Origin of the sequence: Catellatospora aurea (assembly GCF_042663325.1) — a bacterium.
GTDB lineage: Bacteria > Actinomycetota > Actinomycetes > Mycobacteriales > Micromonosporaceae > Catellatospora > Catellatospora aurea.
Map to the genome: position 1 here is coordinate 50643 of NZ_JBHTAC010000026.1, position 13451 is coordinate 64093.

Consider the following 13451-nt stretch of genomic DNA (forward strand, 5'->3'; position numbering starts at 1 on the left):
GGTCACGACGGCATCCCGACGACCGTGCCCTCGGTCAGGCCACCGCCGCCGACCTCGACCCGCCCGGCCGCGAACAGCCCGGTCTCCACGGCGACGATCCGGCTCCCGCCGCCCTCGACGACCTCGACGCCGTAACCGCCCTCGGCCAGCGCGAGCAGCGCCGCCACCGGCACGGTCAGCACACCCTCGCGGGTCTCCGCGGTGAAGTCGACGTCAACGGTGGCCTGATGGAACCCCTGCACCGCGTCCTTCGCGGTCAGTGCCACGGTGACCTCCAGGTTCGTCGTCGGGTCGGCCCCGTTGACGCCCGGCGCGATGACGGTCTGCACCGCGCTGACCTTGCCGGGGACCCGCTTGCCGTCGGGCAGTTCGATCTCCACCGCCGCGCCGGCCACGGCCAGCCGCTCGTCGGCGACCTCCAGCTCCACCACGACGGCACGGTCCACCCCGCTGCGGGTGAGGATCGGCGTGCCGGGCTGCACCAGGTCACCGACCGCCGCGCCGAGCGCGTCCACCCGCACCTGCCCGGCCGCGTAAACGACCCGGCCCGGCTCGACCGTCCCGGTCTCCGGCAGGCCCAGGTCCTCCTGCCACCGCCGCACCGCGCTCGCCGTCGAGGCCGTGTACTCGCGGTCCACGGTGAAGCCGGTGTACCCGAGCGCCGTCAGGTTCTGCTCCAGCTGCTTCACGTCCGTGCCCTCGACCCCGTCGCGCAGCTGCCGGTACGCGGGCAGCGCCCCGTACAGCAGCACCACCGGCTGGTCGTCGAGGCGGAACAGGGGCTTGCCCCGGCCGATGACCGCGCCCTCCGCGGCCAGCCAGGTGACCGTGCCCGCGCTGCGCGCGCCGACGGTGTGCTCGGTGCCGTAGCCGAGGGTGCCGCTCTTCGTCTCGGTGTCCGACAGGGTCTGCCGGGTCACCGTGGCCGTCCCGGCCGGGCCCGACGCGGCCGCCTGCTCACCGCCGGACAGGCCGGGCAGGCCCACGGCCAGGCCCGCCGCGGCGGCGACCGCCAGCACGGCGACGCCGCCGACCAGGTAGCGAGCCTTCACTTGCCACCGCCGCCCTTGAAGTCCGGCACGATCGCCCGGCACTTCTCCAGCGCCTTGGTGAACGCCGGGCTGGTGCGCCACTGGCCGAGCGCGCCGTCCAGCCGCAGCTTGCCGGTGTCGTCGGGCTCCGGGAACTCCGGCACCCCGTTCTCGCGCATGCACTTGGCGAAGGTCCGCAGCTTCTCCACCTGCTCCGGGTCGAACTGCACCGCCTCACCGCCGTTCGGCAGCAGCGTCTTGCACGCCTCCATCGCGGGCTGCAGCTTGTCCTTGTCGATCTTCGCGAGGTCGGCCCGCATCTGGTCACCCGGCTCGGGGTCGGGCATGTCCACGCCGTGCTCGCGCATGCAGGCGGCGAACTTCCGTCCCTGCTCCTGCTTGTCCAACGCCGCCGCCGATGCCGAAGCGTTTGGCCGGGCTCCGGCCGCCGTCGCCACGCCCTCGTCCTTCGTCTCGCCGCACGCCGCCAGCACCGGCACACACGCCAGCACCGCCGCGACGGCCATCACTCTCATCCTCATACCGCCATCAGACCGGCCCTCGCATAACCCCCACGTAAACCGCGACCGGCCGCCCGGCCGCGGTGATCGTCCGACTTGCCGGGCAGGTGGGCGAATCTTGAGCGCCGATACGCCCGGTTGCCGGGCAAGTCGGACGATCATGATCTTGGTTATGCGGTGGTTACCCGGTGGGCGGGCATCATTGCCGGGTGCGGGTGCTGGTGGTGGAGGACGAGGACGTGCTGGCGGACGCCGTGGCCGAGTGGCTGCGGCGCGAGGCGTTCGCGGTGGACGTGGCGTACGACGGGGACGCGGCGCACGAACGGCTCGCGGTGAATCCGTACGACGTGGTGGTCCTCGATCGTGATCTGCCGGGTGTGCCCGGGGACGAGCTGTGCCGCCAGATCTCCGACCGGCTGCCGCAGACGCGGGTGCTGATGCTGACCGCGGCGGCGGCCGTGCGCGAGCGCGTCGCGGGGCTGGCCCTCGGCGCGGACGATTACCTGGTCAAGCCGTTCGCGATGGTCGAGCTGGCGGCGCGGGTGCACGCGCTGGCGCGGCGGGCGGTCGCGAAGAACCCGGCCGTGCTGCAGCGAGCCGGCATCGTGCTCGACCCGGCCCGGCGCACCGCCGAACGCGGCGGCCGCGACCTCGGCCTGGCCCGCAAGGAGTTCGCGGTGCTGGCCGAGCTGCTGCGCGCCGACGGGGCCGTGGTCTCCGCCGAGCAGCTGCTCGAACGGGCCTGGGACGAGCACATCGACCCGTTCACCAACGTGGTACGGGTGACCGTGATGAAGCTGCGCCGCAAGCTCGGCGATCCGCAGCCCATCGAGACCGTCGCCGGAGTGGGGTACCGCATACCGTGAACAGGCTGACCATCCGCGCCCGGCTGACCCTGCTCTACGTCGTGCTGTTCACCGTCGCCGGGCTGGCCCTGCTGGCCATCACGTATTTCCTGGTGCGGTGGCAGATGAACGCCAACCCGTTCGACACCAAGCTGATCGTCACCGACCTGCTGAAGACCGGCGGCGACTTCAAGGCGCTGCGCGAGCTGCTGCAGACCAAGACCGAGGAGTCCAACAACGCGACCCTCACCACGCTGCTCACCCAGGGCGGCATCGCGCTCGCCCTGGTGTTGACCGCCGCCACCGGTGTCGCCTGGGTGCTGGCCGGACGAGCGTTGCAGCCGCTGCACCGCATCACGGCGACCGCGGGCCGCATCGCGGCCAGCGCCGGGGGCCGCGGGCTGCACGAGCGGATCGCGTTGAAGGGACCGGAGGACGAGGTCAAGCAGCTCGCCGACACCTTCGACGCGATGCTGAGCCGGCTCGACCACTCCTTCGACGGCCAGCGGCGCTTCGTCGCGAACGCGTCGCACGAACTGCGTACGCCGCTGGCGCTGAACCGGGCGCTGGTGGAGCTGGCCATCACCCGCCCCGAGGCGAGCGCGGACGCGCGGCAGCTCGGCGACGCCCTGCTGAAGGTCAACGAGCGCCACGAGCGGCTCATCGACGGGCTGCTGATGCTCGCCGACAGCGAGCACGAGGTGGCCGAGCAGACCTCGGTCGACCTGGCCGACGTCGCCGAGTACGTGCTGGAGGCGCTGCCGTCCGGTGGCCCCGTGGTGACCAGCCTGCTCGACCCGGCTCCGGTCACCGGGGACCCGGTGCTGCTGGAGCGGCTGGTGCAGAACCTGGTCGAGAACGCGGTCCGGCACAACGTGCCCGACGGCTGGGTGCGGGTGGAGACGGCCACCGTGGACGGGCGGGCCAGGCTGGTGGTGGTGAACAGCGGGCCGGTCGTGCCGGCGTACGAGCTGGAATCGATCTTCCAGCCGTTCCGCCGCCTCGGCCGGGAGCGGGTCGGCGGCCCGTCCCGCGGCCTCGGCCTGGGTCTGTCCATCGTGCGCGCCATCGCCCAGGCCCACCGCGGCACCGTCACCGCCACCCCCCGCCCCGGCGGCGGCCTCACCCTCACCACCACCCTCTGACCCGCCCGCCCCGCCCCCACCTGGCGCAACTCTTGAAGAGTCGCGGTCTCAGGCCGATCTGAGACCGCAACTCTTCAAGAGTTGCGGCGCGGGGCGGCGGCGGCCGGCGGAGGGCCGGGGGGCGGGGGCGAGGGTCAGCCCGCCGCGGTGATGGTGGTGGCGGTGACGGTGGTGTCGGCGGTGGTGCCCTGGACGGTGATCTCGGTGCCGGCGGCCAGGTCCTTGAGGGCGGACTTCTTGGTGGTCTGGACCGTGGTGGTGTCGCCGGTCTTGACGGTGAGCAGGCGGCCGTCGGAGGTCTCCAGGTAGACGGTGGTGCCGTCGACCAGCTTGATCTTTCCGGTGATCGGCGCGGCGGCCGGTTGCTGACCGCCCTGCTGGCCGCCCGGGAACCCGCCCTGCTGGCCGCCGGGGAAGGCGCCGTTGCCGCCGCGGAGACCGCCCGGCCGGTTGCCGGTGGCTCCGCCGGGAGCCGCACTACTGGCGGCGGGCGTGCCGAAGTTCTGCTGGACCTGGATGCCGGCGAGAAAGCCGCCGCAGGTCAGCACCAGCGCGAGCAGGGTGCCCGTGCTGCGGGTCAGCCACGGGCCGCTTTTGGCCTTCGCCAGGCCCGCCACCAGGTCGTCCATCGGCGCTTCCACGGTGATGTCCGACTCCTGCGTACGGATCGCGTGCTTCATGAAGTTCAGGGCTCCTTACTCGTACCGCAGGGCGTCGATGGGGCGCAGGCCGGCCGCCCGGCTGGCCGGGTAGCTGCCGAAGAACAGGCCGATCGCCACGCAGACGCCCAGCGCCAGGACGACCGAGTCGGGCATGACCACCGGTTTGATCCCGACGATCTCGAAGTTCGCGCCGATCAGCGCCGCCGCGACCCCTAACCCGCCGCCGGCGAGGCTGAGCAGCGTCGCCTCGATCAGGAACTGGGTGAGGATGACCCGGCGCGGCGCGCCCAGCGCCTTGCGGATGCCGATCTCCCGGGTCCGTTCGGTCACCGAGACCATCATGATGTTGGTGATGCCGATACCGCCCACGACCAGCGAGATCCCGGCGACCGCGCCCAGCAGCACGGTGAACGTCTCCGCGGTCGCGGTGCGGGTCTCCAGCAGTTGAGAGGCATCCCTGATCTGGTACGGCGTGCTGCTCGCGCCGTCCGCGACGTGCATCTTCGCGTTGAGGATCGCGGTGATCTCGGCCTTCGCCGCGGCCACGGCGTCCGCGTTCACCGCCTCGACGGTGATCGACGAGACGGGCCCGTACCCGGTGAGCGAGCGCTGCACCGCGGGCAGCGGCGCGATCGCCACGTCGTCGGGGTCGTTGAACCCGGTGGAGCCCTTCTTCGCCAGCACGCCGATCACCGAGTAGATCTGCCCGGCGATGCCGATCCGCTGCCCGACCGGGTCCACGGTGCCGAACAGCTCCTCGGCGGTGGTCGGCCCGAGCACCACGACCCGCGCGGCCTGGTCCACGTCCTCCTCGGTGAACCCCGACCCGGTCGCCACGACACTGTTGGACGCCTCGAAGTAGCTCGGGTACGTGCCGATCACCGAGTTGACGTCGTACGACGCGTCGCCGAAGGTCAGCGTCTGCGCGCTGTTCACCACCGGCGAGACGCTCTTGACGTCGGGCGCGGACTCCTTGTCCTGCAGCGCCTTGACGATGTCGAGGGTCAGGTCGGTGCGGTAACCGGTGTTCCCGCCGCCCCGCCCGCCCTGCACGGTCAGCGTGTTCGTGCCGAGCGCGGCGAGGCTGTCCTCGACCTGCTTGGCCGAGCCGTTGCCGACCGCGACCAGCAGGATCACCGCCGCGACACCGATCAGGATGCCCAGCACGGTCAGTCCCGAGCGCAGCTTGTTGGCGGCCACCCCGCGCAACGCGAACCCGAAGATCTCGAAGATGCTCATGCCGGGACCCCCACGGGCGCGATCTCGCGGCGGCGGACGTCGGAGACGACCAGGCCGTCGACGAGGCGGATGGTGCGGTGGGCGTGGGCGGCGACCTCGTCCTCGTGCGTGATCAGCACGATGGTGCGGCCCTGCGCGTTCAGCCCGTCCAGGATGCTCAGCACGTCGGAGGTGGAGCGGCTGTCCAGGTTGCCGGTCGGCTCGTCGGCCAGCAGCAGCGCCGGCTGGCTGACCAGTGCGCGGGCCACCGCGACGCGCTGCTGCTGGCCGCCGGAGAGCTGGTTCGGGTCGTGGTCGGCCCGGTTGGCCAGGCCCACCATGTCCAGCGCGGCGAGCGCCCGCTCGCGGCGCACCGCCGGTTTGATTCCGGCGTACGCGAGCGGCAGCTCCACGTTGGCCAGCGCGCTGGTCCGGGCGATCAGGTTGAACGACTGGAACACGAAGCCGATCCGGCGGTTGCGCACCAGGGCCAGCTGCGACTCGTTCAGCTCGCTGACGTCGACTCCGTCCAGCCGGTACGTGCCCGAGGTGGGCACGTCCAGGCAGCCGAGGATGTTCATCAGCGTGGACTTGCCGGAGCCCGACGAGCCCATGATGGCCACGTAGTCGCCGGGCGCGACGGTCAGCGAGACCCCGGCCAGGGCGTGCACCGCCGTCTCGCCCTCGCCGTACGTCTTGACCAGGTCGACGACCTCCAGCACGGGCCGCTGCTCGCGGCCGGGGGCCGTCATCGCCCACCACCGCCGCCACCGGGACGGTTGCCGGTGTTGCCGCCGAAGCCGCCACCGGTGAAGCCGCCCGGCCCGCCACCCGGGAACTGCTGCTGGTTGCCGGTGCCGCTGGTCACAGTGGCCAGCACGACCTGCTCACCGACGCTCACCCCGGACACGATCACGGTGTACGCGTCGCCCTTGAGCCCGATCTCGACGGCCCGGGTCTCCTGCACGCCGTTCTTCACCACGGTCACCGTGGTCCGGCCGCCGGCCGTACGCACCGCCGCGGCGGGCACGTAGATCGCGTCGGCCACCTCGTCCACGGTCACCGACAGACTCACCGTCTGCCCCAGCCGGGTTCCCTCCGGGATGCTGTCCAGCAGCACCTCGATCGGGTACGTCACCGTGTTCCCGCTGGAAGCGGTCGGTGAGATCGCCGAGACCTTGCCGGTCGCGGAGGCACCGGTCAACGCGTTCCAGGTGACCTTGGCCGACTGCCCGACCTTGAGCCGGGTCGCGTCCGCCTCGGCGACCCCGGCCGTCACCTGCAGCTTCGTCAGATCGGCGAGCTGCACGAACCCGGACCCGCTCGACGACGAGGACGACGAGCCGTTGCCGCCACCGCCGGACGAGCCGCCCGAGGAGCCGCCGACCGCGCCGCTGATCGCCACCACCGTGCCGGCCATCGGAGCCTTGAGCACCGTGCCGTCGACCGCGCGCTGCGCCGCGGCCAGCGCCGACTCCGCCTGGTCCACCTGGTTCTCGGCGTTGGCGATGCTGCTGTCGTCGCCGCTGTCCTCAGCCCGGTCCAGCGCGTCCCGGGCCGCGTCGAGGTTGCGCGCCGCGGTCTCGCGGCTCTCCTTGACCTCGGTCGCGTCGACCGTCGCCAGCACCGCGCCCTTGGCGACCCGGTCGCCCACCTTCACCTTGATGGCGGTCACGGTGCCGCCGGTGGCGAAGTCGGCCGACATGAGGTTCGCCGACTCGATCGACCCGTCGGCGGTGACCGTCGCGGTCACCGTGCCCTGGGCCACCGCCACCGTGCGCGTCGTGTTCGCCTCGGCCGGCGCCGCGTCTCCGCTGATCATGAAGTACGCCCAGGTGCCGCCACCGACCAGCAGCAGCCCGAGGGCGCTGTTGAGCAGGGTGGTCCGCCCGAGCGGGATGGCTCGCCGCAATCGCATGGCACGCATCGTCGCGACCCGCCCTCGACGCGACCTCCGGCCAACCTCGGAATGAGCTTGGAGCTGTCAGCTGTCGAAACCCGGCAACGTCCGCTGCCCGTACTGCGACTCACGCGCCATCCGCCACCGGTCGACGCCCCGGCCACTCGCGACGTCAATGATCTCGTTCGCGAGGAAGTACCGCCGACGGCCCCGGCGCAGCTCGTGGAGGATCCCGACCTCGACGAGCCGGTCCACGGCCAGCGCAGCCGATCGTGCGCTGACACCGAGCAGTTCCTGCGCTCGCGGGATGGTCAGCGACTGCCGCTCGAAGAGAGCGTCGACCAAGCGCGGCAGCAGGGCGGAAGCACGTGCTGTGGTCACGCGTGCCCGGTAGTCGGACCGCAGTTCGGACAATGCTCGTGCCCTGCTCACCGCATCCTGCGCCTGCAGTGTCACGCCCTCCAGGAAGAAACGCAGCCAGCCACCCCAGTCGCCGTGCGTGGAGACCGCCAGCAGTCGTGCGTAGTACTCGTCGCGCCGGGGCTCGATATAGGCGGACAGGTCCAGCACAGCGCCGGGCAGCAGGCCCCACTCCACCAGGAGCAAGGTGATCAGCAACCGCCCGACCCGGCCGTTGCCGTCGAGGAACGGGTGGATCGCCTCGAACTGGTAGTGCAGGCACCCGATCGCGAGCAACGGCGGCAGCTCACGGTCGGCGTGCAGATATCTCTCCAGCGGGTCGAGGCATTCCCAGAGCCGCTCCGGTGGCGGTGGAACGTAGGTCGCATCGTTGAGGGTGCACCCGGGCGGACCGATCCAGTTCTGGCTGCGGCGGAACTCGCCCGGCGTGGCATGGCCGCCACGCACCCCCGCCAGGAGCGTCCGGTGTGCCTCCAGAAGCAGCGGCAGGCTCAGCGGCAACCGCCGGTCCGGGTCCAGCAGTTGCTCGGTGGCGAGGACATAGTTGAAGACCTCAATGGTGTCCGCCGCCTCGGCCGCAGAGGGCTCGGCTTCGAACAGGGCCAGATCGAACATGGTGGCCCGGGTGCCCTCGATCTGGCTCGACAACACCGCCTCATGCCTGATCAAAGAAGCTGCCAGCAGTTCCGGCCCGGGCAGGGTGCGGGCGACACCGGCCAGTTCGCCCACGGCTCGGTCCGCCGCAGACAAGCGGCTCAGCAGGATGCCACCGAGATCGATCTGCGGCGGCAGGTCCGGCGGCAGGAAGGCCAGGTAGTTCCGCTCCGCACGGATCACGTACGGTCGCTGAGCCGGCAGGAACTGCTCTCGCAACATCGCCGCTCCTTTGATACCCACAAGGCAGTTTGGTATCAAGGAGGCGCTCGTTTGATACCCAGAGGGCCTGAAGGTATCAAACAAGCGCGGTGATGCGCGTTAAGTAACAAGCGGCAGCAGGACGCGGAACGTCGAGCCCACTCCCGGCGAGGTGGCCAGTTCGATGCGGCCGCCGTGGGCTTTCACGATCGCCGAGGCGATGGCCAGGCCCAGGCCGGCGCCGCCGTGGCTGCGGGCCCGGTGCGGGTCGGCGCGGTAGAGGCGCTCGAAGATGCGGGCGGCGTGCTCGGGCGGCACCCCCGGCCCGGAGTCCTCGACCTCGATCACGGCGACCGGCAGGTCCGGATCCAGCTCCGCACCCACCGCGGCGACCACCGGGCCGCTGTCGCGGGAAATCGGCAGTTCGAACACCTCGTCGGCGGGCTCCCCACCGCGATGGCTCACCCGCAGGGTGACCCGGGCGTCAGGCGGGGTGTGCTGGAGCGCGTTCGCCACCAGGTTCGTCACCACCTGGCGCAGCCGGTGCTCGTCACCCTGCACGCTGACCGGCTCGAACCCGGCCAGTTCCACGTTGCGGCCCGGGGTGCGCACGTGCGCGTCGCGGACCGTGTCGGCCGCGACCGCCAGCAGGTCGACACGGGACTGCTGCAGCGGGCGTTCCTCGTCCAGTGCGGCCAGCAGCAGCAGGTCCTCGACCAGCAGGCCCATCCGAGCGGCCTCCTGCTCGATGCGGGACATGGTCTCGTCCAGCTCCGGGCCGGGCGGTGCGCCGCCGCGGCGGTACAACTCGGCGAAGCCGCGAATCGAGGTGAGCGGAGTGCGCAACTCGTGTGAGGCGTCCGCGAGGAACTGGCGCAGCCGCTGCTCGGAGGCGGCCCGCGCGGTCACCGCCGCCTCGATGCGCGACAGCATGGTGTTCAGCGCCAGGCCGAGGCGGCCGGGTTCGGTGTGCGGGTCGGGGTCGGGCACGCGGGCGGTCAGGTCACCGCCGGCGATCTGGGCCGCGGCGTGCTCCATGTTGGTCAGCGGCCGCAGCCCGATCCGGACCACGCTGTACGCCGCGAAGCCCAGCACCAGCAGCACCAGCGCACCGACGCCCAGCCCGATGAGCAGCATCAGGTTCGCGGTGGCGTCGACCCGGTCGAACGAGATCGCGCCGACCCGGAACTCCCCGTCGAACGTGCGGTTCACCGCGACCCGGAACTTCTGCCCGGCCGCGTTCTCGGCAGTGAACGGCTGCTTTGTGTTCTCGCCCGGGAACGGCTTGCCCGGCTCCCGCGCCACGACGGGACCCGCGTTGTCCTCGATCTGGGCGAGTGTCAGCACAGGGACGTCGGCCAGGGCGATCCCGTTCGTGGCGCAGCGCACCAGCCGGCCGTCGGCGCTGTACAGCAGGAACGCGGTGTCGTCGCCGACCGGCGGCACCCCGCCCCGGCCGGTGGCTGTCTCTGGTGTGTCGCAGACGACCGCCGTCGAGGCCGGAGTCTCCGCGGTCGGCGCCGCCGCGCTGCTCGACGGGCTCGGCTGCGGCGTGGATGTGGCGGCGGGTCGACCGGTCTGAGAGCTGGGGGCCGGACCCCAGCCGGGGGGACTGCCGCGCCCCTGGCCCCACAGCATCGGCAGGCGGCGCACGTCGTCGTCGAGTTGCTGGGCCAGGTAGTGGCGCAGCGTCGTGGCGGCGACGAAGTCGGTGACGAGCAGGGCCACCCCGGCGAGCGCGACCACCGCGACCACCATCCGGGTGCGCAGGGTCCATCGCCGCCACGGTGGGCGGATCATTCCTGGCCACCTCGGGGCAGCCGCAGTGCGTACCCGACACCGCGCACGGTGTGGATCAGCGGCGGGTCCCACTTGTCGACCTTCTTGCGCAGGTAGTACACGTACGACTCGACGATGCGGCCGTCGCCGCCGAAGTCGTAGCTCCACACCCGGTCCAGGATCTGCGCCTTGGAGACCACCCGGCCCGCGTTGACGAGCAGGTAGCGCAGCAGGTTGAACTCGGTCGGGGACAGGTCGACGAGCTTGCCGCCGCGGCGCACCTCGTGCGCGTCCTCGTGCAGCTCCAGGTCGGCGTAGCGCAGCACACCGCTGTCGGCCTGCTCGCCGCCGGGGCGGCTGCGCCGCAGGATGGCCCGGATGCGCAGGACGACCTCCTCCAGGCTGAACGGCTTGGTGACGTAGTCGTCCGCGCCGACGGTCAGGCCGGAGATGCGGTCCTCCACGGAGTGCCGGGCGGTCAGGAACAGCACGGGCACCAGGGCGTTTTCCGGCCCGCGGCCGTCGGCGCGCAGCTGCCGGGCGACCTCGAAGCCGTCCAGGTCGGGCAGCATCACGTCGAGCACGACCAGGTCAGGCTGGAACTCCTCGGCCGCGATGAGCGCGTCCCGGCCGGTGTGCGCGACCCGCACGTCGAACTCGACCAGGCGCAGCGTGGCCGACAGCAGCGCGCAGATGTTGGCCTCGTCATCGACGACCAGCACCCTGGTCCGTGCCCGCTCCTGCTGCTGCGTCACCGTCAGCTCCCTGCTACCTCGTCACTGCCTGTGAGCTCGTTGTATCCGTCTTACCTCGGAGAATCCTGAGAACACCGTCGGAACCCCGTGAATGCCACCAAGATCGCCTAGGGCGGCGGGGTCAGGACCGGGCGTTGAGGCGGACGGTCTCGTTCTCGGTGAGGCCGGAGAGGATCTCCACGTAACCGTCGCCGCGCAGGCCGATGCCCACGGTGCGGGTGGTGCCGTCGGGGAGCTTCACCTCGCCGGTCCCGTCGCCCGTGACCCGGACGGCGGATTGGGGCAGGAGGAGACCCTCGGCTCGGTCCAGGACGACGCCGGCGGTGGCGCTCTGGCCGATGAGCAGGCCTTCCGGTGCTCCATCGAAGGCGAGCAGCACGTGGTAGCGGACCAGGGTGCTGGATGCGGTGCCGGTGGCGGCGACCTGCGCGATGGTGGCGGGCATGGTCTCGTCCGGGCGGTTGGCCAGGGTCACCGTGGCGGGCTGGCCGACGGCCAGGCTGACCGCGTCGGCCTCGGCAAACTCGGCCTCGACCATCATCGTGGCGACGACACCGAGCGTGATGAACGTCCCGGTGCCTGCCGCGTCCCCGGCCCGGCCGGCGACGCCGAGCACCTTCCCGGCCACCGGAGCCGTGATCGTCGTACCGGCGAGGTCACGTTCCGCCTTGGTCAGATCGGCTTCGGCCTTGTTCAGGGCGACCTCGGCGGTGTAGATCGCATCCCCACCGCGACCGCTGGACGCGCCGCCGTTCTGCGGGCCGCCGTTCGATGATCCGCCGGAGTCGCAGTTGCCGGTGCCGGGCGGGGTCGTGCGCGACGGCGCGGCTGACGACTTGGGCGAGGCCGTCGGCTTGGGCGAAGCCGAGGGCTTGGGCGAAGCCGACGGCGAGGAGGAGGGCGACGGGCTGCTCGACGGCGAGGGAGACGGCCCGGACGTGGCGGTGGCGATGGCGGTGACCGAGGCGGTGGCCGTCGCACCGGTCGCCGTGGTCGCGCCCGCGGCGGCGGAGGTGACCGGCGCGCGGGCAGTGGTCGACGGTGTCGCGGAGCGGGTGAGCAGCGCCACCGTCACGGCGGTGACCGAACTGTCGCCTGTGGTGGCGTACGCCGCGCCGCGGGCGTTGGTGCAGTCGGTGCTTGCCGTGTCGGCGGTGTCGGCGGCGTCCTTGGCATCGGCCAGCGTCTGCTCGGCCTCGGCCAGCGCATTGGCCGCGGCGTCGCGGGCCTCGCGCGCGTCGGCATCGTCGATCGTCGCCAGATCCTGCCCGACGGCCACCTCGTCGCCGGGTTTCACCAGCACCGCGGTGAGCGTGCCCGACACGGCGAAGGCAAGCTCACGGGTGGCGACCGGGGAGACCTTGCCCGATGCCGCGACCGACGAGGTGACCTCGCCCCGCCGCACCGCGACCGTCGCCGCGGCTGCCGGGGCCGGGTCACCGCCCTGCACCGCGACCACCGTCACCACCGCGACGGCGATGAGCACCGCCGCGCCCGCGGCCACCCATCGGCGCCGTCTTGCGCGCACCACGAACGTCATGGCCGGGAGTCTCGCGGCCGCCGCTCGGTGATCGCTTCAGCTAACCTCGGAGCCACCTCAAAGCGTCACTCCCAGCCCATTCTGAGGTTCGGTCGAGCAAGCCCCGAGCCGCGGCGCGCAGGCTCGCGCCCGTGAAGACGCCGATGAGACAGACCCGCGCGGCCCTCACCGCCGCCGTCGCGATCGCCGTACTCGGCCTCGCCGCGGCCTGCGGTTCCGCCGACGACCCCGCCAGCCAGCCCGCTTCCGGCAACGAGACGAGCGGGTTCGCCGCGTACGCCGCGTGTCTGAAGGAGCAGGGGATCACCCTGCCGGAGGGCTTCGGCCAAGGGCAGGGCCAGGGCAGACCGTCCAGCATGCCGACTGCTCGGCCGTCGGGCTTCCCCAGTGGCCGGCCGACGGTGCGTCCGAGTGGGCAGCCGGGAGGTTTCGGCGGCCCCGGCGGGGGTATGCGGGCGCCGGAAGGCGTGGACGCCGAGAAGTGGCAGCAGGCACAGCAGGCTTGCGCAGCGGTACGACCCAGTGGCGGACCCGGTGGCGGCTTCGGTGGCAACCGGGGCGACAACGGGGCCAACGCGGCGTACCGCAACTGCCTCGCTGAACGCGGTGTGGAGTTCACACCCGGGCAGCCGCTCGCGACCGCCGATCCGAAGGTGGCGGCGGCGATTCAGGCGTGTGCCGTGCTTCGCCCCACCACCGCGCCGAGCCCGGCGGCGAGCTGACCATTTCTCCCAGCCCGCCGGGCTGGTGTGGACCGGAGCCGGTCCTGGCGGTGCCGTC

General features: G+C 72.1%; 13 protein-coding genes. 3 read left to right on the top strand and 10 right to left on the bottom strand.

All coding sequences use genetic code 11. The features are described 5' to 3' along the window. Positions 1–2 precede the first annotated feature (2 nt). Complete coding sequence (locus tag ACFQO7_RS23490; RefSeq protein WP_376808374.1) at positions 3–1052, bottom strand: peptidoglycan-binding protein; 1050 nt, start codon at positions 1050–1052, stop codon at positions 3–5. Then, entirely contained in the window at positions 1049–1573 is a 525-nt protein-coding gene (locus ACFQO7_RS23495) for a hypothetical protein (protein ID WP_376808375.1), read from the bottom strand. The genes ACFQO7_RS23490 and ACFQO7_RS23495 overlap by 4 nt, the downstream gene beginning before the upstream one ends. Before the next feature lie 188 nt (positions 1574–1761). On the opposite strand from ACFQO7_RS23495, the gene ACFQO7_RS23500 reads away from it, so the two are divergent. After that, positions 1762–2418 (top strand): response regulator transcription factor, encoded by a 657-nt coding sequence (locus ACFQO7_RS23500; RefSeq protein WP_376808376.1) that lies wholly within the window; start codon positions 1762–1764, stop codon positions 2416–2418. After that, positions 2415–3542, top strand: coding sequence for a sensor histidine kinase (locus ACFQO7_RS23505; protein ID WP_376808377.1), 1128 nt, complete (start codon positions 2415–2417; stop codon positions 3540–3542). The genes ACFQO7_RS23500 and ACFQO7_RS23505 overlap by 4 nt, the downstream gene beginning before the upstream one ends. A gap of 134 nt (positions 3543–3676) precedes the next feature. Here ACFQO7_RS23505 and ACFQO7_RS23510 read toward each other — a convergent pair whose 3' ends face one another. From ACFQO7_RS23510 to ACFQO7_RS23545, 8 genes are all read right to left on the bottom strand, one after another. Beyond that, positions 3677–4222, bottom strand: a complete 546-nt coding sequence (locus ACFQO7_RS23510; protein ID WP_376808378.1) for a hypothetical protein — start codon at positions 4220–4222, stop codon at positions 3677–3679. A gap of 15 nt (positions 4223–4237) precedes the next feature. Beyond that, on the bottom strand, positions 4238–5443 hold the full coding sequence (locus ACFQO7_RS23515) for an ABC transporter permease (RefSeq protein ID WP_376808379.1): 1206 nt from the start codon (positions 5441–5443) through the stop codon (positions 4238–4240). Further along, the gene (locus ACFQO7_RS23520; RefSeq protein WP_376808380.1) at positions 5440–6174 is read right to left on the bottom strand and encodes an ABC transporter ATP-binding protein; all 735 of its coding nucleotides are present in this window, start codon (positions 6172–6174) and stop codon (positions 5440–5442) included. The genes ACFQO7_RS23515 and ACFQO7_RS23520 overlap by 4 nt, the downstream gene beginning before the upstream one ends. Continuing rightward, positions 6171–7340, bottom strand: coding sequence for an efflux RND transporter periplasmic adaptor subunit (locus ACFQO7_RS23525; RefSeq protein ID WP_376808381.1), 1170 nt, complete (start codon positions 7338–7340; stop codon positions 6171–6173). The genes ACFQO7_RS23520 and ACFQO7_RS23525 overlap by 4 nt, the downstream gene beginning before the upstream one ends. 66 nt (positions 7341–7406) lie before the next feature. Beyond that, positions 7407–8618, bottom strand: a complete 1212-nt coding sequence (locus tag ACFQO7_RS23530; protein ID WP_376808382.1) for a Fic family protein — start codon at positions 8616–8618, stop codon at positions 7407–7409. A 99-nt stretch (positions 8619–8717) separates the two neighbouring features. Then, complete coding sequence (locus ACFQO7_RS23535; protein WP_376808383.1) at positions 8718–10397, bottom strand: sensor histidine kinase; 1680 nt, start codon at positions 10395–10397, stop codon at positions 8718–8720. Further along, the gene (locus ACFQO7_RS23540; RefSeq protein ID WP_376808384.1) at positions 10394–11131 is read right to left on the bottom strand and encodes a response regulator transcription factor; all 738 of its coding nucleotides are present in this window, start codon (positions 11129–11131) and stop codon (positions 10394–10396) included. Before ACFQO7_RS23540 ends, ACFQO7_RS23535 begins: the two co-directional genes overlap by 4 nt. 121 nt (positions 11132–11252) lie before the next feature. Next, on the bottom strand, positions 11253–12671 hold the full coding sequence (locus tag ACFQO7_RS23545; RefSeq protein WP_376808385.1) for an HlyD family efflux transporter periplasmic adaptor subunit: 1419 nt from the start codon (positions 12669–12671) through the stop codon (positions 11253–11255). 143 nt (positions 12672–12814) lie between these two features. Between ACFQO7_RS23545 and ACFQO7_RS23550 the strand changes: the two genes are divergently transcribed. Continuing rightward, positions 12815–13393: a hypothetical protein gene (locus ACFQO7_RS23550; RefSeq protein ID WP_376808386.1), complete on the top strand. Its 579-nt coding sequence runs from the start codon at positions 12815–12817 to the stop codon at positions 13391–13393. Positions 13394–13451 lie beyond the last annotated feature (58 nt).

Bases quoted from the DNA above. Each gene is read 5' to 3' on its own strand.
- ACFQO7_RS23535 (WP_376808383.1), bottom strand. From the start codon at position 10,397: ATGATCCGCCCACCGTGGCGGCGATGGACCCTGCGCACCCGGATGGTG.
- ACFQO7_RS23550 (WP_376808386.1), top strand. From the start codon at position 12,815: ATGAGACAGACCCGCGCGGCCCTCACCGCCGCCGTCGCGATCGCCGTA.
- ACFQO7_RS23515 (WP_376808379.1), bottom strand. From the start codon at position 5,443: ATGAGCATCTTCGAGATCTTCGGGTTCGCGTTGCGCGGGGTGGCCGCC.
- ACFQO7_RS23520 (WP_376808380.1), bottom strand. From the start codon at position 6,174: ATGACGGCCCCCGGCCGCGAGCAGCGGCCCGTGCTGGAGGTCGTCGAC.
- ACFQO7_RS23525 (WP_376808381.1), bottom strand. From the start codon at position 7,340: ATGCGATTGCGGCGAGCCATCCCGCTCGGGCGGACCACCCTGCTCAAC.
- ACFQO7_RS23495 (WP_376808375.1), bottom strand. From the start codon at position 1,573: ATGAGGATGAGAGTGATGGCCGTCGCGGCGGTGCTGGCGTGTGTGCCG.
- ACFQO7_RS23510 (WP_376808378.1), bottom strand. From the start codon at position 4,222: ATGAAGCACGCGATCCGTACGCAGGAGTCGGACATCACCGTGGAAGCG.
- ACFQO7_RS23530 (WP_376808382.1), bottom strand. From the start codon at position 8,618: ATGTTGCGAGAGCAGTTCCTGCCGGCTCAGCGACCGTACGTGATCCGT.
- ACFQO7_RS23545 (WP_376808385.1), bottom strand. From the start codon at position 12,671: ATGACGTTCGTGGTGCGCGCAAGACGGCGCCGATGGGTGGCCGCGGGC.